22 protein-coding genes and 1 pseudogene are annotated in these 18,897 nt (G+C 70.7%); 15 read left to right on the top strand and 8 right to left on the bottom strand.

Annotated features, from left to right (window positions below; all coding sequences use genetic code 11):
• Positions 1 to 3: 3 nt before the first annotated feature.
• Genes AB0D59_RS12285 through AB0D59_RS12275 form a run of 3 tightly spaced genes read right to left on the bottom strand, consistent with a single transcriptional unit; the run spans position 4 to position 2,057 of the window.
• Entirely contained in the window at positions 4 to 675 is a 672-nt protein-coding gene (locus AB0D59_RS12285; RefSeq protein ID WP_362564059.1) for an HAD family hydrolase, read from the bottom strand.
• 19 nt (positions 676 to 694) lie between these two features.
• Complete coding sequence (locus tag AB0D59_RS12280) at positions 695 to 1,660, bottom strand: LLM class F420-dependent oxidoreductase (protein ID WP_362564057.1); 966 nt, start codon at positions 1,658 to 1,660, stop codon at positions 695 to 697.
• A 52-nt stretch (positions 1,661 to 1,712) separates the two neighbouring features.
• Entirely contained in the window at positions 1,713 to 2,057 is a 345-nt protein-coding gene (locus tag AB0D59_RS12275) for a hypothetical protein (RefSeq protein ID WP_362564056.1), read from the bottom strand.
• A gap of 486 nt (positions 2,058 to 2,543) precedes the next feature.
• Between AB0D59_RS12275 and AB0D59_RS12270 the strand changes: the two genes are divergently transcribed.
• On the top strand, positions 2,544 to 3,101 hold the full coding sequence (locus AB0D59_RS12270; protein WP_362564054.1) for a hypothetical protein: 558 nt from the start codon (positions 2,544 to 2,546) through the stop codon (positions 3,099 to 3,101).
• A gap of 255 nt (positions 3,102 to 3,356) precedes the next feature.
• On the top strand, positions 3,357 to 3,512 hold the full coding sequence (locus AB0D59_RS12265; RefSeq protein ID WP_362564053.1) for a DUF6131 family protein: 156 nt from the start codon (positions 3,357 to 3,359) through the stop codon (positions 3,510 to 3,512).
• Between the two features lie 376 nt (positions 3,513 to 3,888).
• Here AB0D59_RS12265 and AB0D59_RS12260 read toward each other — a convergent pair.
• Positions 3,889 to 4,793, bottom strand: a pseudogene (locus AB0D59_RS12260) (NAD(P)-binding domain-containing protein).
• Positions 4,794 to 4,888: 95 nt separating this feature from the next.
• Here AB0D59_RS12260 and AB0D59_RS12255 point away from each other — a divergent pair.
• The gene (locus tag AB0D59_RS12255; RefSeq protein ID WP_362564051.1) at positions 4,889 to 5,746 is read left to right on the top strand and encodes a LysR family transcriptional regulator; all 858 of its coding nucleotides are present in this window, start codon (positions 4,889 to 4,891) and stop codon (positions 5,744 to 5,746) included.
• A gap of 180 nt (positions 5,747 to 5,926) precedes the next feature.
• Complete coding sequence (locus tag AB0D59_RS12250) at positions 5,927 to 6,382, top strand: ricin-type beta-trefoil lectin domain protein (protein ID WP_362564049.1); 456 nt, start codon at positions 5,927 to 5,929, stop codon at positions 6,380 to 6,382.
• A 15-nt stretch (positions 6,383 to 6,397) separates the two neighbouring features.
• On the opposite strand, the gene AB0D59_RS12245 is transcribed toward AB0D59_RS12250, so the two are convergent.
• Positions 6,398 to 7,846: an aldehyde dehydrogenase gene (locus AB0D59_RS12245; RefSeq protein ID WP_362564047.1), complete on the bottom strand. Its 1,449-nt coding sequence runs from the start codon at positions 7,844 to 7,846 to the stop codon at positions 6,398 to 6,400.
• A 185-nt stretch (positions 7,847 to 8,031) separates the two neighbouring features.
• On the opposite strand from AB0D59_RS12245, the gene AB0D59_RS12240 reads away from it, so the two are divergent.
• From AB0D59_RS12240 to hypA, 11 genes are all read left to right on the top strand, one after another.
• Positions 8,032 to 8,520, top strand: coding sequence for a TetR family transcriptional regulator (locus tag AB0D59_RS12240; RefSeq protein ID WP_362564182.1), 489 nt, complete (start codon positions 8,032 to 8,034; stop codon positions 8,518 to 8,520).
• A 69-nt stretch (positions 8,521 to 8,589) separates the two neighbouring features.
• Positions 8,590 to 9,414, top strand: a complete 825-nt coding sequence (locus AB0D59_RS12235; RefSeq protein WP_362564045.1) for a maleylpyruvate isomerase family mycothiol-dependent enzyme — start codon at positions 8,590 to 8,592, stop codon at positions 9,412 to 9,414.
• Between the two features lie 174 nt (positions 9,415 to 9,588).
• Positions 9,589 to 9,786 (top strand): hypothetical protein, encoded by a 198-nt coding sequence (locus AB0D59_RS12230; RefSeq protein ID WP_362564044.1) that lies wholly within the window; start codon positions 9,589 to 9,591, stop codon positions 9,784 to 9,786.
• Between the two features lie 206 nt (positions 9,787 to 9,992).
• The gene (locus AB0D59_RS12225; RefSeq protein ID WP_362564042.1) at positions 9,993 to 11,504 is read left to right on the top strand and encodes a hypothetical protein; all 1,512 of its coding nucleotides are present in this window, start codon (positions 9,993 to 9,995) and stop codon (positions 11,502 to 11,504) included.
• 3 nt (positions 11,505 to 11,507) lie between these two features.
• A complete protein-coding gene (locus AB0D59_RS12220) occupies positions 11,508 to 12,596 on the top strand; it encodes a hydrogenase expression protein HypE (RefSeq protein ID WP_362564041.1) in 1,089 nt (362 codons plus the stop codon).
• 63 nt (positions 12,597 to 12,659) lie between these two features.
• Complete coding sequence (locus AB0D59_RS12215) at positions 12,660 to 14,450, top strand: nickel-dependent hydrogenase large subunit (RefSeq protein WP_362564039.1); 1,791 nt, start codon at positions 12,660 to 12,662, stop codon at positions 14,448 to 14,450.
• On the top strand, positions 14,443 to 14,991 hold the full coding sequence (locus AB0D59_RS12210) for a NifU family protein (protein WP_362564038.1): 549 nt from the start codon (positions 14,443 to 14,445) through the stop codon (positions 14,989 to 14,991). The genes AB0D59_RS12215 and AB0D59_RS12210 overlap by 8 nt, the downstream gene beginning before the upstream one ends.
• The gene (locus tag AB0D59_RS12205) at positions 14,988 to 15,593 is read left to right on the top strand and encodes a DUF5947 family protein (RefSeq protein WP_362564036.1); all 606 of its coding nucleotides are present in this window, start codon (positions 14,988 to 14,990) and stop codon (positions 15,591 to 15,593) included. The genes AB0D59_RS12210 and AB0D59_RS12205 overlap by 4 nt, the downstream gene beginning before the upstream one ends.
• A gap of 29 nt (positions 15,594 to 15,622) precedes the next feature.
• Positions 15,623 to 15,829 carry a hypothetical protein gene (locus tag AB0D59_RS12200; protein ID WP_362564035.1) on the top strand — a complete coding sequence of 69 codons (207 nt, stop codon included), beginning with the start codon at positions 15,623 to 15,625 and terminating at the stop codon, positions 15,827 to 15,829.
• A 22-nt stretch (positions 15,830 to 15,851) separates the two neighbouring features.
• Positions 15,852 to 16,028 (top strand): hypothetical protein, encoded by a 177-nt coding sequence (locus tag AB0D59_RS12195; RefSeq protein WP_362564033.1) that lies wholly within the window; start codon positions 15,852 to 15,854, stop codon positions 16,026 to 16,028.
• 7 nt (positions 16,029 to 16,035) lie between these two features.
• Positions 16,036 to 16,374, top strand: a complete 339-nt coding sequence (hypA, locus tag AB0D59_RS12190; RefSeq protein WP_362564031.1) for a hydrogenase maturation nickel metallochaperone HypA — start codon at positions 16,036 to 16,038, stop codon at positions 16,372 to 16,374.
• A 51-nt stretch (positions 16,375 to 16,425) separates the two neighbouring features.
• Here the strand turns inward: hypA and hypE are convergent, their stop codons facing one another.
• The 3 genes from hypE to AB0D59_RS12175 form a co-directional block, all read right to left on the bottom strand.
• A complete protein-coding gene (hypE, locus tag AB0D59_RS12185; RefSeq protein ID WP_362564180.1) occupies positions 16,426 to 17,415 on the bottom strand; it encodes a hydrogenase expression/formation protein HypE in 990 nt (329 codons plus the stop codon).
• 67 nt (positions 17,416 to 17,482) lie between these two features.
• Positions 17,483 to 18,610, bottom strand: a complete 1,128-nt coding sequence (gene hypD / locus AB0D59_RS12180; protein ID WP_362564029.1) for a hydrogenase formation protein HypD — start codon at positions 18,608 to 18,610, stop codon at positions 17,483 to 17,485.
• The gene (locus AB0D59_RS12175; RefSeq protein ID WP_362564027.1) at positions 18,607 to 18,897 is read right to left on the bottom strand and encodes a HypC/HybG/HupF family hydrogenase formation chaperone; all 291 of its coding nucleotides are present in this window, start codon (positions 18,895 to 18,897) and stop codon (positions 18,607 to 18,609) included. Before AB0D59_RS12175 ends, hypD begins: the two co-directional genes overlap by 4 nt.

The raw sequence follows: 18,897 nt of genomic DNA, 5'->3' as shown, positions 1-18,897 counted from the left end.
CGGTCACTCCATGTCGGCGAAGACGCTGGAGTCCAGGTGCCCGAGGAGGTCGGCGGGGTCCCGGTACACCGCCTGGGCACCGGCGGTCTCCAGGTCCGCGCGCGGGATCCCGCCGGACAGCACCGCCACGGGAGTCGCTCCGTCCCGTGCGGCGGCCTTCATGTCCCAGACGGTGTCGCCCACGAACACGGCACGTTCGCTCGGCACCCCGGCCAACTCTCTGGCCTGTTGTACAGGGTCGGGGGCGGGTTTGCCGTCGGCGACGTCGTCCGCGCTGGCCGCCCCGAGGATCACGTCGTCCGCGTCGATGGCACGCCGCAGCGCGGACAGCTCCGCGCCGCTCGCCGACGTCGCCAGGACGATTTCCCACCCCCGCCCGGCAAGTGCGCGCAGCAGATCGCCCGCCGCGTCCAGCGCCGGCAGCCGCTCGAAGTACGTGGCGTAGAGGGCGTGGTGGGCCGCGGCCAGCTGCTCGTCCTCATCGGGATCACGGTCGTCGCCGAGCAGCCGGTCCAGCAGGTCGCCGCCGCTGAGGCCCACGGCCCGGTGGATGTCGCGCATGGGGACGTGGTGGCCCGCCTGCCGGAAGGCCTCCCACCAGGTGACGACATGCAGGTGGTTGGTGTCGACGAGCGTTCCGTCGACGTCGAAGACCGCGGCGCGTCTCGTGGTCATCTCGGCGCTCCTCGCCCTCTCACAGTTCACGGAGGGCGGGCAGCAGCTTGTGCTCGGCCCATTCCAGGAACGGCTCCTGGTGGTCGCCGCCGATCTGGACCAGGGCAACCTCGGTGAACCCGGCGTCGACGTAGGGGCGCACGGCTTCGACGACGGCGTCCACGTCGTCACCGCAGGGAATGGACTCGGCCACGTCCTCGGGCCGTACGAACTGGGTGGCCCCCGCGAACGCGGCGGGTCCGGGCAGTTCGGAGTTGACCGGCCAGCCGCCGCCGAACCAGCGGAACTGGTCGTGGGCGCGGGCGATCGCCGCGTCGCGGTCGGTGTCGTAGCAGATCGGCAGCTGGCCGACCCTGGGCTTGCCCGTGCCGCCGTACCGGTCGAACGCGGAGATCAGTTCCGGCCTGGGTTCGGTGGCGATCACCAAGTCGGCCAGACGCCCGGCGAGTTCGCAGGAGCTGTCGCCGGAGACGGCGACGCCGATCGGCGGGGGCGCCTCGGGCAGATCCCAAAGCCTGGCGTTCTCCACGTCGAAGTGGGCACCGTGGTGGTTGACGTTCTCCCCCGCCAAGAGCGGGCGGATGATGTCCACCGCCTCCTCCAGCATCTCAAGCCGGACGTGCGCGGCGGGCCAACCTCCCCCCACCACATGCTCGTTGAGGTTCTCCCCGGAACCGAGTCCCAGGCGGAACCGCCCCTGGGAGAGAAGTTGCATCGTGGCGGCCTTCTGCGCGACGACGGCCGGGTGATAGCGGGTCGTCGGGCATGTCACGTACGTCATCAGCGGAATGCGTTCGGTGGCCTGCGCGGCGGCACCGAGCACGCTCCACGCGTAGGAGGCGTGACCCTGGGACTCCAGCCAGGGGAAGTAGTGGTCGGACGTGACCGAGAAGTGGAAACCGGCACGCTCCGCACCGACGACATGACCCACCAGGTCCCGCGGCCCGGCCTGCTCGGTCATCATCGTGTACCCGATCTGCACCATCGCCCTCATCTCCTCGTGGCTCAGTGTTGTGGGAGGACGGTCCTCCGTCCCGTCACCGCTTCGTCGTCAGCCGCAGGTCGACCTCCTGCTCCTGGTCTCCCGAAGCCGTCCCCCGCTCGTCCACGGCGAACGCGACCCCCAGGGCTTCACGGAGCTGATCCACGGCGGCATGGTCGCCCTGGAGCGTGGCGGAGACCGAGCCCTCCAGCGGGGTCGGACCGGCAGGGATCCAGCCCTGCGTCGGCTCGAACTCCGCGGTCCACACAACGGAGCGGCCGCCCGGCTGCTCCTGGGGCACGTCGTCGGAGGAACGGTCGGTCGTGAACCCGGTCCGCAGAACGCCGAAGACGGTGGCGGCGTCTTCCTCGGACGCTCCGGTGAGGGACACGGTGGCCATCGGGCTCACTCTCCTTGCATACGACGGGACAACGCGCGGTGCCACTCCTCCCGGTGCCGACCTTGTCCGTGTCGGGGATCTTCAGGCCGGGGATCCCCGGATCACCCCCTCCTGGGGCGCGCGGCTTGTCCGCGCCGGCCTGCCGATCGGGCGGACCCTCGGGATCCGCCTCGGTCTCGGCCCCTGTTTCCGGGGGCTGCCGTGCGGTGCTCCCTCACGGCGTTCTCGAGTCCTCGCACAGGGTGGGTGTGGTGTCAGACGCAGGTACCCCGACAGCCGACGATGATGCCGACCTCGACGGCCCGGCCCGCGCTCGCCGTGCACATGCCCTCGCGCACGCCGTCCGATCTTCTCGCCCACGCCACCGAGCTGGTGGGACGCCCTTGGCGCCGGTTGCCCGACACATCGATCATCGCATAACGGATGAATATCGGATAAATGGGAACTTGGAGAAGGTACCTCACCTCCCCACAAGGAGCCGTGCCCATGTCCACCGGAACACTTTTGGCGATCATCATTGCGATCGTGGTGGTGCTAGCCCTTGCCGCGGTAGCGGTAACGCTCATGGCTCGACGCCGTCATCTCCGTGAGCGCTTCGGCCCGGAGTACGAACGGACCATGGACGGATCCGACGGCCGGCTCGGCGCCGAGCGCGAACTCAGGGAACGCGAGAAGCGGCACGATGCACTGGACATCAAACCGCTCCCCCCGGTCTCCCGTGACCGCTACACGCGGGAATGGAGCAGCGTCCAGGAGGAGTTCGTCGACCGGCCGCAGGACGCGGTGCACGACGCGGACCAGCTGGTGACGTCCCTGATGCACGACCGCGGCTACCCGACCGAAGGGTTCGACCAGCAGATGAAGGACCTCTCGGTGGAACACGGCCGCACCCTCGAGCACTACCGCGCCGCACACGAGGTGGAGTCCCTCAGCACCCACAGCCAGGCGACGACCGAGCAACTGCGGGGTGCCATGGTGCACTACCGCACGCTGTTCGACGAGTTGCTCACCGACGGCGGCCAGGCACGGCCCGCCCGCTCCTGACACCGCCCCTCGGACGACGAAGCTCCACAAGAAACGGCGGGCGTCGGGACCACGGTCAGCGAGACACCCGCCACGCCGGGTGATCGACAGAACCGTGGACCGCTCCGCCTGGAGGTCGCCGGCCACCAACCGCACCGCGCGGAGTAAGGAGGAGGCCATCCCACCCCCTCACCCGCCCCCTGCGGTCTCTCACCGTTCGCCGGGGCTCCGACCACCACTGCCGGGACGCCGGCACCAGTCCCCCATGGAGAAACCATGATCATCCTGGGCATCATTCTGCTCGTCGTCGGCTTCGTCACCGGGATATCCATCCTGTGGACCATCGGGATCATCCTGCTGGTCGTCGGAGCCATCCTGTGGCTCCTCGGCGGCATGGGACACGCCGTCGCCGGTCGACGCCACTACTGGTAATCGCCCCACCCCGCCGGCCACGGGCCGTCACCGGTCCCCCGGGATCGGTGACAGCAGGCACCCGGCCCACGGTGCGGGTAGCCGGGGGTACCCCTCAGCGCCCGAGTCGGCCTGGACGGCTCGGGCGCCGTCTCGTAGTCGGGGCTCGCGGTGGATCGATTCGAGGGCGTCCTGGGACAGGACCCGGCAGAGGATCTGCCGGGCCGTGCCGGCCTGGACTCGTTGGACAGCGACGCTTCCTCACGTTCCGGTCGTGTTCCCACTCGTGGTGGAACAGACCAAGGCGAGAGGCCACAGGCCACAGCACGAGGCCAGCATCTGAACAGGGGTGGCCTCGAGGCCGCTCAACGGCTGCCTCACCGGAAGCGCCCTCCTCTCAGGAGTGTCGGTGATAAGCCTTGTTGGCGATGCGCCAGGTGTCGTGCGCGCGGACCAGCAGGAAGATGTCGGTGAAGCTGTCCGCGCCGTGTGAGAGCGTCATGGTTGCGGTCGCCGCAACAGCGATGTCGGACTCAGGGTCGACAGGGGTGTCGGCCAGGTCGGCTGCGCTGCGCAGGGGAGTGTTCGACGCGGCGGCCAGCAGAGCCATGTCCTTGGCCAGCGCACCGATCGTGAAGTCGGCCGTGCCAGCGGCCGACTGGCCGGCGAGGAAGGGGCGTTTGCGGGCCGTGAGCCCGCCGAGTTGCCCGAGTTCGAGGACGTCCAGCGCCTGGGCGCGGGACAGGCCGAGGGCGTCGGCCTGCCGTAGCGAGTCCCGGAGCGCGAGGACGGCACCGGCGAGGCTGTTGTTGGCGATCAGCTTGAGCGCGGCGGCGGTGGAGGCGTCGTCGACACCGCACGGTGCCCAGCGTTTCCAGAACCGGTCGGACTCGATCGAGCGCGTCCTGGTCGGCGGCGGTGAGAATCTGCAGGGCACCAGCGGCGGCAGCCGGCACAGAGCCGAGCACCGGCGCATGGACGTAGGACGGGCCGAGTTGCCGGGCCAGCACCACGCTTCTGCGGGGGCGATGGTGCTGATGTTCAGCACCATCGCGTCCGGTCGCAGCGAGTCCGGACCTCGTCGAGGACCTGCCGGCAGGCCGGGCCGTCGAACAACGCCAGGAGCACGAGGTCGGCCTTCGCCACGGCCTCGTCCGGATCGCCGGTCATCGTGACAGCGCCCGCTGTACGCCCGGAGCGTGTCCAGCCGACGACGTCCCAGTCCTGGGCAGCCAGTCGTGTCGCGATCGCGCCGCCCATGCGCCCCAGGCCGAGGACGGCGATCGTGTGCGGTGTGGTCATGCGCGCCAGAGTGGTGCACGGCGATGGCTGCGACCAGCGCAGATATTGCAGGCAAGCCCTGCGGGATGCGCATACTGGCTGGTCATACCGGTTCCATGGAACTGACGGTGGGGCGGACCTTCGTGACCGTGTGTCGGCTCGGGTCGCTGTCGGCCGCGGCCGCGGAGCTCAGTCACACCCAGTCGGCCGTCTCCCGGCAGATCGCCGGGCTTGAGCGGCAGCTCGGCGTGCCTCTGATGGAGCGCCATGCGCGCGGTGTGCGTCCGACGCCTGCCGGCGAGGTGTTCAGGCGCCACGCCCTGGCCACGCTCAACGAGGCCGACCGCGCCGTTCGTGCGGCACGAGATGTCCGCGACGGGGCGTACGACCGACCGTTGGTGGTCGGTGCGACACCCTCTCTGGCCGCAGGGATCGTCCCCGAGGCCATCCGGAGCCTGCTGGAGCGAGCCGGATCCATCCGGTGGAGCCTGCTTCCGGGCCTGAGCGCACAACTGCACAACCGCGTGATCGCGGGCGATCTCGACATCGCCGTCGTCACCGACGCACCGCCAGGGCTCCCCAACGACCCGCGGGTCGATCGACGGTTCCTCGGGCTGGACGACATGGTCGTCGTCCTGCCCGTCGGCCATCCGCAGGCCGGGCGCGGTCCGGTGCGCATGCAGACGCTGGCCGACCAGACCTGGGTCGAGGACAACGACGGCTCGGCGGCCCTCCTGCGTCAGCACTCCGCCCGCGCCGGAGTCAGCGCCCGGATCGACCTCACCGCGGCCGATCTGCTCGGCAAGCTGGCCCTGGTCGCAACCGGCCACGCCATCGCGCTGATACCCGGAGTGCTGACGTGCGCGCTGCGGACCGACGTCACCACAGTGGGCCACGCCCGCCATGCCGTCGTCGAAGTCCAGTCCGCGCAGTGCGATCCGGGCCAGTACCTCGTCGCCCGTCGCGGCACTTGATTCCGTTGGTCTGGTTCGCTTTGGTGCGGGCCAGGCGGCAGGACTCGGGGCCGGTCTCGATGAGGGTGGCGTCGAAGGTGTAGATATATCGGCCGTTGCCGTAACTTCCGGCTCGTATCCCCTGTTTACTGTTCGGTGGCACTTTGCCATGTCCGGAACAAATCAAGGGGGATCACGTTGTTGAAGAAGGTTGCCGCCGTGGGTGCGGCCGTCGTGCTGGGCTGGGGACTGGGGACCACGCCGGCGAACGCGTCGTCGAGCTACTGGCACCTGCAGAACGTGGCCACGAACGAGTGCCTGGATTTCCGGGCCGACTACGGGCCTTACGCGACAGGGTGCAACGAGGGCGCGTACCAGACCTGGCTGATGAACGACGCCATCGGCGAGCTCTCCGAAATGCGGCAGAACGTGGGTGCCAGGTTGTGTTTGGTCGCCCGCAACGGTCAGGCGACGATGAAGCCTTGTTCGTCCAGCGACCCGGCAGCCCTGTGGGATGTGTACGTCACCGTCGCAGGCTTCGAACTGATCAACAACGTGACCAAGACCTGCCTCGGCGAGGGGTCGGGAGACGTCCACCACGTCACGCTCGTCAAGTGCACCGGCGGCAAGTCCCAGCAGTGGCGCGCCTACCCCTGACCAGGAAGCCCCAGGTCAGGCTCCGGATGCCGGCAGTGTGACGGCCTTGTGCTCGACGTACTGGGCGAGCCCCACCGCCCCGTACTCGCGGCCGATCCCGCTGGCCTTGTAGCCGCCGAACGGGCCGTCGAAGGAGATGGCCGCGCCGTTGACGGTGACCGTGCCGGTCCGCAGCCTGCGGGCGACCGCCAGCGCATGCGCCTCGTCGGTGGACCAGACGCCGCCCGAGAGCCCGTACTCGGAGTCGTTGGCGATCCGTACGGCGTCGTCCTCGTCGTCGTAGGGGATGACCACGAGGACCGGGCCGAAGATCTCCTCCTGGGCGATCCGCATGGAGTTGTCGACGTCGGCGAACACGGTCGGGGTCACGTAGTTGCCGTTCTCCAGCCCCGGCGGGATCCCGGGGCCGCCGGTGACGAGCCGGGCCCCCTCCAGGATGCCGACCTCGATGTAGTCGCGCACGCGCTGCTGCTGGTCGCGCCGGATCATCGGGCCGATGAAGGTGTCGGGGTCGGCCGGGTCACCGACCTTGAGCGACTCCACGAGCCCCTTGAGGCCGGTGACGACCTCGTCGTACCGGCCGCGCGGGGCGAGGACCCGGGTCTGGGCGATGCACGACTCGCCGTTGTTGAGCAGGGAGGCGAACTTCAGCCCGCGCACCGCCCGGTCGACATCGGCGTCCGGCAGGATGATCGCGGCCGACTTGCCGCCCAGCTCCAGGCTGACCCGCTTGAGCTGCTCGCCCGCGATGGCGGCGATCCGGCGCCCGGCCCGGGTCGACCCGGTGAACGCGATCTTGTCGATGTCGCGGTGCGACACCAGGTACTCACTGGTCTCCCGGTCGGCCGGGAGCACACTGATCACCCCTTCCGGCAGACCGGCGCGCTCCAGCAGCCCGGCGAGGACCCCCATGCTCAGCGAGTTCTCCGGGGACACCTTCAGGACGACCGTGTTGCCGGCCAGCAGCGCCGGAATGATCTTCGCCAGGGCCGCCGAGAACGGGGAGTTCCAGGGAATGACGGCGGCGACGACGCCGACGGGCTCGCGGCGTACGACAGCGCGGACCGCGGAACCGGACTCAAGCGTCTCCTCCCAGCCGAACTTCTCCGCGGCCCTGAGGTAGGCCTCGGCCTGCCGGGTGAGCCCCGGCTGCCCCGCCCTGGTGAACCAGGCGGCCGAGCCGTTCTCGGCCGAGATGAGGTCGGCGATCCTCTCGGCGTCGGCCTCGCGCAGTGCGTTCAGACGCCGCATGACGGCGATGCGTTCCGCCGGTGCCGTACGCGGCCAGGGGCCCTGGTCGAAGGCGGCCCGGGCGGCGGCCACGGCACGGTCGATGTCGGCGGGCCGGGCCTGGGCGGCACGGCCGAGGACCGACTGGTCGTGCGGCGACCGGATGTCGAGCAGGTCGGGGTCGCTGGGTGCCTCCCAGGATCCGCCGATGAAGAGACGGTCGTAAGTGATCATTTGCCCTCTCCCGAGGATGTCGAGTGAAGTGACTGTTATCTGTCACATCAATGTAGCACTTCTAGCGGAGACAGCCGCACGCTCGAGTCACTAGGCGAGTCAGATTCCACATCACGGGCTATCCTCGGCGCGTGAGAGCAGACGCAGCACGCAACCTGGAAGCGGTTCTGACGACCGGGGCCCGCATGCTCGCCGCCGATCCGGCCGCGACCATCGCCGCGATCGCCGCCGAGGCCGGCGTCGACCGGCGGACCGTCTACCGGCGGTTCGCGTCCCGCGAGGAGCTGCTGACGGCCATCTACGAGGCACGCTACGACGCGGTCGAGCGGGCCGTGGAGGACTCCAGGCTGCGTGCGGCTCCGGTCGCGGTGGCGCTGCACCGGTACGTCGAGGAGATCATCGGCGTCAATCGCAAGTGGCCGGTGGAACTCACCCGGCTGCGGGCCGACGACGCGATCCGGGAGCGGCGCGACGCTCTGATCGGGGAGATCGACGACTTCCTGCGGCGCGCCACCGACGAGGGGCTCCTCCGCGCGGATCTCCCGCTCGCGTGGGCGAGTTCGCTGCTGCCGCAGCTGATGCACCTGGCCTCGCAGGAGTTGCCCGAACTCAGCGCCGCCCAGGCCGCCGACATGGTCGTCGACACCTTCCTGCACGGCCTCGGCCCGCGCTGACCGCCACGGGTCTTGTGGTGCGCCCGTACGTCTGATTGGGTACCGCCCGGTAGAACGGGAGCAACCGACATGGATCAGGCGCCACGGCAGGACGTCCGCGGGGCGCTGCCCGCAGGGCTCGGGCAGGCGATACGGCAGGCCGGCGAGGACATCGCGGCCGTGCTGGACGGCGTGGCCGACACGGGTGTCGCCGTACCCGGGTCGCAATGGACGGTCGGCGAGGCCGCCGCCCATCTGGCGCTGGCCAACGGGCTGATGGCCGACCTCGCTCTCGGCAGGGAACGCCCTTACGGGGACGGCACACCGCGGAGCCTCGCGGCGGCCAACGCCGAGTCGCTGGCAGCGTTCGGGGAGCGCCGGGCCGAGCCGCTCGCGGCGATGATCACCGACCAGGCCGCGCGGTGCGTCGACGCGCTCGCCATGACGGCGGACGGGCCCGCGCCGGTCACCCCGCTCGGCTCGATGGACCGGTCCGTCCTCGCCTCCTACCTGCTCACGCACATGCTGGGCCACGGCTACGACCTCGCCCGCGCGCTGCGGCGCCCGCACATGATCGACGCCGAACGGGTCGCGCTGTGCATGCCGTTCATGCTCTCGGTGATGCCGGCCGTGGCGGACGGTTCGGCGATCGCCGAACTCACCGCCCGCTACACGATCCGGCTGCGCGGTGGCGGCGGCGCCTTCGGCGTCACAGTCGCCGACGGCGCCGTGCGGGTGGCTCCGGAACCGCAGGAGCGTCCGGACTGCACCATCCTCATCGATCCGGTGGCCTTCCTCCTCATCGCCCTCGGCCGCCGCAACCCGTGGCTGGCCATGGCCCGGGGCCAGATACTCGCCACCGGCCGTAGGCCCTGGCTGGCCCCTCGCTTCCCCTCCCTCTTCGTCGCCCCCTGACCCTGACCACCCGTCTCGGCGACTGAGGCCACTCGGCACTTCGCCGGGCACGTTCCGAGTCCCGATCCCGTGGGCCCCAGGCCGGAGGCTTCGGACGGCCGTGGGGCGCGGGGGAAGCGTGAAGAGCGACCGGTCAGGCCGCTGAGCACCGGGGAATCGGGGGCCGCCGGCCGGGTGTGGCAGCGGGAGACGGAGATCGACAACCTGTCGACGCCGGTGTGCTCGTCGACGTACGACGAGGTCTGCTTCGTCGACCGTAACGGCCGGCTGCTCGCCCCGGACAGGCGCACCGGCGCCGAGCGGTGGAGCACGGCCGAGGCGGCCGACGCCGGGACCTCCGCCGAGCCACCGTGCCGAGCCTGCTGCCGGTGAAGGACGCGATCGTGGCCCAGGTCGGCGACATCGTCCTCTCGGTCCGCCCGGACCGTCCCGCGCAGGCCGCCTCCGCCGGCTGACCCGGCGTACGCCCTGGCACACCCCGTTCGGCCCAACCCCGCTCGGCCAGAAGAGGCGAGCGGGCGTGACCGATGTGACCGTGGTGGAAGGTATGGGCGCGCGCACGGAACCGAGGAGGCTGCATGGCCGAGGGACTGGTCGACATGGCCGAGGGACTGGTCGACGGCAGAGCGCCCCGCACTGCCCTGGTGGACGGCTCGAAGCCGCCTCCTGAGCGGTCCGGGCACTCCTTCGGGCAGCTGACCGCCGTCGCCGATGCCGTCCTCTACGAGGGCTACCTGCTCTACCCCTATCGGCGGTCCTCGCCGAAGAATCGTGCCCGCTGGCAGTTCGGAGTCCTCTTCCCCAGGGACTGGGTGGAGGCCGACGGCCCGGTCCGCCCGGGCGTGTCGGGCTCGGCGGACTCCTGGTACCAGCAGACGGAGTGCCTGGTGCGGGTGCACCGGCCGGGCGCGGTCCTGCGGGTGCGGGTGCGGTACCTGCAGATGCAGCACAAGCAGGTCGAGGACCCGGACCGGCGGCCGGTCGAGTCGCTGACGTGCGACGACGGCACCGTGCACCTGACCTTCGAGGAGGCCGTACCGCGCGAGGCCGACCTCACGGTGGCCCTGGCCGAGGGCGAGCACACCTTTCCGGTGGGCTCCCCCGCCGGTGCCACCGCGGCGACGCTGTCCTCCGGTGCCTGCCGGGTGGTCAGGCGCCGGGAGGAGGTGCGGGCGAGCACCACGGTCGTGGTCGAGCGGTTCGGCGAGGGCCTCCTCCGGCTCCGGGTGCGCACCGCGCACGAGGGTCAGACGGCGGATCCGCACGCTCCGCGCGACCGGGCGCTGCGCCACGCCCTCATCGCCACCCACACCCTGCTCGGCGCCGAGGACGCGGAGTTCGTCTCGCTCATCGACCCGGGCCCGGCCCTCCAGGAGGCCGTCCGGAGCTGCCGTAACGACTTCACGTTCCCGGTGCTCGGCGGCGCATCCCCCGCGGACGCGCCCGCCGACGGCTCGGTCTCCGCCCTGCTGCTGTCCTCGCCGATCATCCTGCCGGACCATCCGCAGGTGGCACCGGAGAGCCCGGGGGATCTGCACGACGCCGGTGAGATCGACGAGATCCTCACCCTGCGCACCATGCTGCTGACGGACGAGGAGAAGCGGGAGGCCCGCGCCACCGACCCGCGGGCCGCCGAGATCCTCGACCGGGTCGACACCATGCCGCCGGAGGTCTTCGGGCGGCTGCACGGCGCGATCCGTTCGCTGAAGCCGGTCGCCGACCGTCCCGCGTGGTGGCAGGAGGACGCCGAGGAAGGACTGTCGCCTGCCACCGACACCGTCCTGGTCGACGGTGTGCGGGTCGGCGGCGGCAGCGCGGTGCGGCTGCGTCCGCGCGGCCGGGGTGCCGACGCCCAGGACATGTTCCTGGCCGGACGGACCGCGACCGTGGCCGCCGTCTTCCACGACGTGGACGGCAGCACCCATCTCGCCGTCACCGTCGACGACGATCCGGCGGCCGAACTGCACGGCTGGTACGGCCGGTTCCACTATTTCCGGCCCGACGAAGTCGAGCCGCTCGGGGGCACCGACGTCCCGGACCCAGCGGCGGCGAAAGAGCCGCCCACGGGACCCACTCCATCGGAGGCCTAGCGTATGAGCACCAAGAACGGCACCACCGCCGTCGGCGGCGAGCCCGGCGAAACCGTCAAGCACCAGGGGTTCGACGAGATCACCATCCTGTGGATCTCCGAGGGCATGAGCTGCGACGGCGACACCGTCTCGGTCACCGCGGCCGACCAGCCCTCCATCGAGGACCTGGTCCTCGGCCTGATCCCGGGCCTGCCGAAGGTCAACCTGGTCAACAAGGTGCTGTCGCCGAGCCTGGGCGGCGAGGACTTCCTCGCGCCGTACCGGAAGGCCGCGCGGGGCGAACTGGAGCCGTTCATACTCGTCATCGAGGGCTCGGTCCCGAACCAGAACATCATCGAGGGCGAGGGGTACTGGACGTCCTTCGGCAACGACCCGGAGACCGGCCAGCCGCAGACCCTCAACGACTGGATCGACCAACTGGCGCCCAAGGCCTGGGCGGTGGTGGCCATCGGCACCTGCGCCACCTTCGGCGGCATCCACGCGATGGCCGGCAACCCGACCGGTTCGATGGGCCTCGCGGACTACCTGGGCTGGGACTTCAAGTCGCAGGGCGGCCTGCCCGTGGTGAACATTCCGGGCTGTCCGGTGCAGCCGGAGAACTTCATGGAGACCCTGGTCTGGGTGCTCTACCACGCCGCCGGCACCGCTCCCCCGCCGCCGCTGGACCACATGCTGCGCCCCCAGTGGCTGTTCGGGCGCACGGTGCACGAGGGCTGCGACCGAGGCTCGTACTACGAGCAGGCGTCCTTCGCGATGGACTACAACTCCCCCAAGTGCCTGGTGAAGACCGGCTGCTGGGGTCCGGTCGTGAACTGCAACGTGCCCAAGCGGGGCTGGATGGCCGGCATCGGCGGCTGCCCCAACGTCGGCGGTATCTGCATCGGCTGCACCATGCCGGGCTTCCCGGACGCGTTCATGCCGTTCATGGACGAGCCGCCCGGCGGCACCCTCTCCTCGCTCGCCATCAAGCCGTACGGGGCGGTCATCCGCCGGCTGCGCGGCTTCACCAACGACCTGGTCAACCACGAACCCAAGTGGCGCCACAACAAGCGCAAGCTCACCAGCGGGTACGCCCCGCGCTGGCGGCCCTGACGCGCCAGAGTCCTCCCGCCCCCCAAAAAAAGAGTCCCCCCACAGCAAAGGCCAGCGACGCTGATGACAACCGAGGCCCGGCAGAAAGGGCGCAAGCCCGCGCAGATCGTGGACATGTCCTGGGATCCGATCACCCGCATCATCGGAAACCTGGGCATCTACACGAAGATCGACTTCGCCAACCAGGAGGTGGTGGAGTGCCACAGCACCTCCTCCCTCTTCCGCGGCTACTCCGTCTTCATGAAGGGGAAGGACCCGCGCGACGCGGGCTTCATCACCTCGCGGATCTGCGGCATCTGCGGCGACAACCACACCACGTGCTCCGACTACGCCCAGCAGATGGCGTACGGGGTGAAGCCGCCGCCGCTGGCCGAGCACATCGTCAACCTCGGCGAGGCGGCCGAGTACATGTTCGACCACACGATCTTCCAGGACAACCTGGTCTTCGTGGACTTCTGCGAGCAGATGGTCAAGGCCACCAACCCGAGTGTGCTGGCCCGCGCGCAGAAGACCGCCGCGCCGCGCGGTGACATCCACGGGTACCGGACCATCGCGGACATCATGAAGGCCTTCAACCCCTTCGAGGGCGAGGTCTACAAGGAGGCCCTGAAGGTCTCCCGGACCACCCGCGAGATGTTCTGCCTGATGGAGGGCCGGCACGTCCACCCCTCCACGCTGTATCCGGGCGGTGTCGGCACCATGCCGCAGCCGACCGTGTTCACCGACTACCTCAGCCGGCTGATGCACGTCATCGACTTCGTGAAGAAGGCCGTCGCCATGAACGACGACGTCTTCGACTTCTTCTACGAGGCGCTGCCGGGCTACGAGGAGGTCGGCAAGCGCCGTATCCTGCTCGGCTGCTGGGGCGCCTGGCAGGACCCGAAGGTCGTCGACTACCGCTACCAGAACATGGACCGCTGGGGCAAGGCGATGTACGTCACCCCGGGCATCGTGGTCGACGGCGAACTGGTCACCAACAACCTGGTCGACATCAACCTGGGCCTCAGGATCATGCTGGGCAGCTCGTTCTACGAGGACTGGGTGAACGAGGACCCGTTCGTCACCCACGACCCGCTGGGCAACCCCGTCGACATGCGCCACCCGTGGAACCAGACGACCCTCCCGGTGCCGCAGAAGCGGGACTTCGACGCCAACTACAGCTGGGTGATGAGTCCGCGCTGGTTCGACCAGCGCACCGGCGACCACCTGGCGCTCGACACCGGCGGCGGCCCGCTGGCCCGGCTCTGGTCGACCGCGCTGAACGGCATCGTCGACACGCCGTACATCAAGGCCACCGGCACCAGCGTGCGGATCTCGCTGCCCAAGGGCGCGAGCCTGCCGGAGACCACGCTGGAGTGGAAGATCCCGAAGTGGTCCAACACCCTCGAACGCGACCGCGCCCGTCCGTACTTCGTCGCCTACGCGGCGGCCATGGCCCTGCAGTTCCTGGACGAGGCGATGGGCCTGGTGCGGTCCGGCGACACCAAGGTGTTCGAGGACTTCGAGGTGCCGGACGAGGCGATCGGCTGCGGCTTCCACGAGGCCGTGCGCGGGGTCCTCTCCCACCACCTGGTGATCAAGGACAAGAAGATCGCCAACTACCACCCGTACCCGCCGACCCCGTGGAACGCCAGCCCCCGCGACAAGTTCGGCACCCCCGGCCCCTATGAGGACGCCGTCCAGGGCCAGCCGATCTTCGAGGAGAACGGCCCGGACGACTTCAAGGGCGTCGACATCATGCGCACGGTGCGCAGCTTCGACCCCTGTCTGCCGTGCGGTGTCCACATGTACACGGGCAAGGGCAAGACGCTGACCGTCACGCACTCGCCGACGTACGGGGCGAACCATGGCTGACCTCGGACGGCTCGACGGCCCGGCGGTCGAGGCCCGGCTGGGCCGCCTCGACACGCTGCTGGAGGGGCTGGAGTCGGCCCCCGGCCCGACCGGCGGCTCGGCCGTCGAGGCGGTGCGCCTGCTCACCGAGGTCTACGGCGAGGCGCTCGCCCGCGTCCTGGACCGCGCGGACGCACCGCTGGCCGAGCGACTCGCCGACGACGAGTTGCTCGACCACCTCCTGGTCCTGCACGACATCCACCCCGACTCGCCCGAGCGCCGGGCGGCCCGCGCGGTCGAGCGGCTGCGCCCCGCCGTACGCGAACGCGGCGGCGACGTCGAGTGGGCCGGTGTGGAGGGACAGGTGGGCCGGGTGCGGCTGACCACGGGTGGCGGTTGCGGCTCCGGGTGCGGCGGAGGTAGTACGGATGTGACCGACGTCGTCCGGGAGGCGGTGCTGGCGGCGGCCCCCGAGCTGACCGACGTGCAGCCGGTGCCCGAGACCCCGGCACCCGCCTTCGTCCCCCTGGACTCCCTGCGCCGGCCACAGGAGGCCCGGTGAGCATCGACGGAGCCCTGGCCCGCCTCATCCGCTCCGCCACCGACCACCGGCCGGCGGCGGAGGCGGAGGTGTGCGACCTGTGCGCCGCCCCGGTGCCCGAGAACCATCCGCATCTGTACGACACCGGGCAGGCCGAGGTCCGCTGCGCCTGCCGTCCCTGCTCGGTGCTGTTCCCGGGAAAGCCGGGACAGGGCGCCGGCGAAGTCCAGTTCCGGCTGATCCCGACCCGCCGGGTCCGGCTCCCGAAGGTGGACACCGCGGCCCTCGGGGTCCCGGTCGGCCTGGTCTTCTTCGTACCGCGCGCCGACGGCTCGGTCACCGCCGAGGGGCCGAGTCCGGCGGGTGCCATGCGCTGGGAGGTGGACGGGGCGGCCTGGCAGCGGGCGGTCGCCGGCTGCCCGCCCCTGTCCGGCATGGCGCCCGACGTCGAGGCGCTGCTGGTCAACACCGTCCACGGCCTGGACCACCACTGGATCGTCCCGGTCGACGACTGCTTCCGCATGCTCGCCGTGGTCCGCCGGGAGTGGCGCGGTCTGTCCGGCGGCGGCCGGATGTGGCCGGCCGTGGAGCGTTTCTTCGAGGAGCTCACCGAGCGGCCTTGAGGAACGGCAACACAGGAAGGAGAAACCCCATGGGAAGCATCCGAGTCGGCCGAGCACAGGCGAAGCCCGACACACCGTCCCACGTGCCCGGTATGCACCAGGGCAACGAGGGGCCGCACACCACCCAGACCGGGCACCACCCGGACGGCACCGCCGACGCGCGGCGCTCCACCGGCATCCACTGGAAGCGGCACGACACCCTGCTGGACGTCATGCCGAACATCCCTCCCGGATGACACAGAACAGGGAGTTCCCCACATGAAGGTCCAGCGAAAGAGAACCGGAACGGCGGCCCAGCGCGTGCTGACGGCCGAGATCGCCGTCGTGGGCGCCCTCGCCCTGGCGTTGTTCGTCACCGAACTGCCCTCGATCATGCGCGAGATGAAGATCTGGCGGATCGCGGGTGGTCTGCGCGCCGGTCACCGGTATCCGTGAGCCGGTCGTGCATGAACTGTCGATCGCGACCGCGATCGTGGAGCAGGCCGGGGCATGGGCCCGGGAGGACGGGGCGGACACCGTCTCGGCGGTGTCCGTCCGGGTCGGCGAGCTGTCCGGGGTCGTACCCGACGCGCTGACCTTCGCCTTCGAGGTGGCCCGGGACGGCACCGCCCTGGCGGGTGCGGATCTCGTGGTCGAGCAGGTGCCCGCGCGGGCCTGGTGCGACCCGTGCGCGGAGGAGTTCGCGGTGGGCATGCCGCCGTTCTTCTGGTGCCCGCGCTGCGACCGGCCCTGCCCCAAGCTGCGCAGCGGCCGGGAGCTGGAGATCACCGCCGTCGAATGACCCCGCCGGTGCCCGGGACGGACCTGGGCACCGGCGGGGTCTCGGCCCTGATCAGCAGATCCGCGGGAGTTGCTCTCCCAGGGGCAGGTCCACGACCCGGGTGCCGCCGAGTCCGGTGGCCACCACGACCATCCCGGGGTGGTCGGCCACGCACTCGCCGATCCGGGTCGCGCCCGCCCCCTGCGGGTGGGCGCGCATCGCCTCGAGGACGGCATCGGCCTCCATCGGCGGGACGAAGGCGACGAGCCGGCCCTCGTTGGCGACATAGAGCGGGTCGAGCCCGAGGAATCCGCAGGCGTTGGCGACCGCGTCCGGTACCGGCACGGCCCGCTCGGTCAGCCGCACCCCTGTGCCCGAGGCGCGGGCGATCTCGTTCAGCGAGGCGGCCAGGCCACCGCGGGTCGGGTCGCGCAGCACGTGGATGTCCGGGGTGACGTCCAGCATGGTGGCGACCAGGTCGGCCAGCGGCGCGGTGTCGCTGGCGATCTCGACCCCGAACTCCAGCCCCTCGCGCACGCTCAGGACGGCCACCCCGTGCAGTCCGATCGGCCCGCTGACGATGACCGCGTCACCGGGCCGGGCCCGCTGCGGCCGGATGTCCACCCGCTCGGGCACCAGGCCGACCCCGGCGGTGGTGACGTACACGCCGTCCCCGTGTCCGGCCTCGACCACCTTGGTGTCACCGGTGGCGATGGTGACTCCGGCCGTCTCGGCCGCCGCGCCCATGGCCCGCGCGACGCGTTCGACGACGGCCAGCTCCACCCCCTCCTCCAGGACGAACGCGGCGGAGAGGTAGGCGGGCCGGGCACCGCTCATGGCCAGGTCGTTGACCGTGCCGTTGACGGCCAGGTCACCGAGGCAGCCGCCGGGGAAAAACAGCGGCCGTACGACGTAGGAGTCGGTGGAGAACGCCAGCCGGGCGCCGCCGAGCTGGAGGACGGCCGAGTCGGTCATGCCGGCGAGCAGGGCGTTGCCGTAGGCGGGGACGAAGACCTGCTCGATCAGTTCGGCGGAGAGGGCGCCGCCTCCGCCGTGGCCCATCACCACGACCGGCTGGTCGCGGATCGGCGCCGGACAGCTCCAGTTCGCCGGGTCGGCGACGGTCTGCTCAGCCAACGGGGTTCATCTCCTCGCGCGAGAGCGCCGGTTCGGACATCCGGCGGTAGAGGTAGTAGGCGGCGCAGGCACCCTCGCTGGAGACCATGGTGGCGCCGAGGGGGGTGCGCGGGGTGCAGCTGGTGCCGAAGGCCGCGCACTCCGTGGGTTTGATCAGCCCTTGCAGGACCTCGCCGGCCCGGCACTCGGCCGGTTCCTCGGTGCGGATGCCGGTGACGTCGAAGCGGTGCTCGGCGTCGTAGGCCCGGTAGGCCTCGCTGAGCCGCCAGCCGCTGGCCGGGATGGGGCCGATGCCCCGCCAGGAGCGGTCGGTGACCTCGAAGACCTCCTCGATCATGCGGATGGCCGCCGGGTTGCCGTCCTCGCGTACGGCACGGGCGTAGGCGTTCTCCACCCGGTGCTCGCCGCGCTCCAGCTGAAGGACCGTGCGGCGGATGCCCTCCAGGATGTCGAGCGGTTCGAAGCCGGTGACGACGACGGGGACCCGGTGGCGTGCGGCCAGCTCCGGGTACTCGGTCATGCCCATCACGCTGCACACGTGCCCGGCGGCCAGGAAGCCCTGCACCCGGCAGCTGGGGGCGGTCATGATCGCCTCGATGGCCGGGGGGACCCGCACATGGGAGACCAGCAGGCTGAAGTTGGTCAGCCCGAGGCGCTTGGCCTGGTGGACGGCCATGGCGTTGGCGGGGGCGGTGGTCTCGAAGCCGATGGCGAAGAACACCACCTGGCGGTCGGGGTGTCGCTGGGCGAGCTGCAGCGCGTCGAGCGGCGAGTACACCACACGGACGTCACCGCCCTCGCCCTTGACCCGGAACAGGTCCCGGTCGGTGCCGGGCACCCGCAGCATGTCGCCGAACGAGCAGAAGATCACCCCGGGGCGGGCGGCGATCTCCAGCGCCTTGTCGATGCACTCCAGCGGGGTCACGCAGACCGGGCACCCCGGACCGTGGATCAACTCCACTTCCTCGGGGAGGAGTTGGTCGATGCCGTGCCGGATGATCGAGTGGGTCTGGCCGCCGCACACCTCCATGAGAGCCCAGGGCCGGGTGACGGTGGACCGGATCCCGTCCAGCAGCCGGCGGGCCAGCTGGGGGTCGTTGAACTCGTCGAGATACTTCACCGGGCCTCGTTCCCCTCTGCCTGCCGGGCCGCCTGCTGCCAGGCGTCGCCGAACTCCTCGTCCAGCAGCCCCAGTTCCTCGAACAGCTTGAGGGAGGCCAGGGCCGACTCCTCGTCGAGCCGCTGGAGGGCGAAGCCCACATGGACGATGACGTACTCACCGACGCGGACGTCGGACACGTACTCCAGACACGCCTGCTTCTGCACACCGCCGAAGTCGATCAGGCCGGTGAGCGGATCGGCCGTGTCGTCGATGCTCACCACTCTGCCGGGCACTGCCAAACACAT

This window comes from Streptomyces sp. NPDC048417 (assembly GCF_040651615.1).
GTDB lineage: Bacteria > Actinomycetota > Actinomycetes > Streptomycetales > Streptomycetaceae > Streptomyces.
This window is presented reverse-complemented; position numbering and strand designations above follow the sequence as displayed.

Bases quoted from the DNA above. Each gene is read 5' to 3' on its own strand.
- AB0D59_RS12285 (WP_362564059.1), bottom strand. From the start codon at position 675: ATGACCACGAGACGCGCCGCGGTCTTCGACGTCGACGGAACGCTCGTC.
- AB0D59_RS12280 (WP_362564057.1), bottom strand. From the start codon at position 1,660: ATGGTGCAGATCGGGTACACGATGATGACCGAGCAGGCCGGGCCGCGG.
- AB0D59_RS12275 (WP_362564056.1), bottom strand. From the start codon at position 2,057: ATGGCCACCGTGTCCCTCACCGGAGCGTCCGAGGAAGACGCCGCCACC.
- AB0D59_RS12270 (WP_362564054.1), top strand. From the start codon at position 2,544: ATGTCCACCGGAACACTTTTGGCGATCATCATTGCGATCGTGGTGGTG.
- AB0D59_RS12265 (WP_362564053.1), top strand. From the start codon at position 3,357: ATGATCATCCTGGGCATCATTCTGCTCGTCGTCGGCTTCGTCACCGGG.
- AB0D59_RS12255 (WP_362564051.1), top strand. From the start codon at position 4,889: ATGGAACTGACGGTGGGGCGGACCTTCGTGACCGTGTGTCGGCTCGGG.
- AB0D59_RS12245 (WP_362564047.1), bottom strand. From the start codon at position 7,846: ATGATCACTTACGACCGTCTCTTCATCGGCGGATCCTGGGAGGCACCC.
- AB0D59_RS12240 (WP_362564182.1), top strand. From the start codon at position 8,032: ATGCTCGCCGCCGATCCGGCCGCGACCATCGCCGCGATCGCCGCCGAG.
- AB0D59_RS12235 (WP_362564045.1), top strand. From the start codon at position 8,590: ATGGATCAGGCGCCACGGCAGGACGTCCGCGGGGCGCTGCCCGCAGGG.
- AB0D59_RS12225 (WP_362564042.1), top strand. From the start codon at position 9,993: ATGGCCGAGGGACTGGTCGACATGGCCGAGGGACTGGTCGACGGCAGA.
- AB0D59_RS12220 (WP_362564041.1), top strand. From the start codon at position 11,508: ATGAGCACCAAGAACGGCACCACCGCCGTCGGCGGCGAGCCCGGCGAA.
- AB0D59_RS12215 (WP_362564039.1), top strand. From the start codon at position 12,660: ATGACAACCGAGGCCCGGCAGAAAGGGCGCAAGCCCGCGCAGATCGTG.
- AB0D59_RS12210 (WP_362564038.1), top strand. From the start codon at position 14,443: ATGGCTGACCTCGGACGGCTCGACGGCCCGGCGGTCGAGGCCCGGCTG.
- AB0D59_RS12200 (WP_362564035.1), top strand. From the start codon at position 15,623: ATGGGAAGCATCCGAGTCGGCCGAGCACAGGCGAAGCCCGACACACCG.
- AB0D59_RS12195 (WP_362564033.1), top strand. From the start codon at position 15,852: ATGAAGGTCCAGCGAAAGAGAACCGGAACGGCGGCCCAGCGCGTGCTG.
- hypE (WP_362564180.1), bottom strand. From the start codon at position 17,415: ATGGGCCACGGCGGAGGCGGCGCCCTCTCCGCCGAACTGATCGAGCAG.
- AB0D59_RS12175 (WP_362564027.1), bottom strand. From the start codon at position 18,897: ATGTGTTTGGCAGTGCCCGGCAGAGTGGTGAGCATCGACGACACGGCC.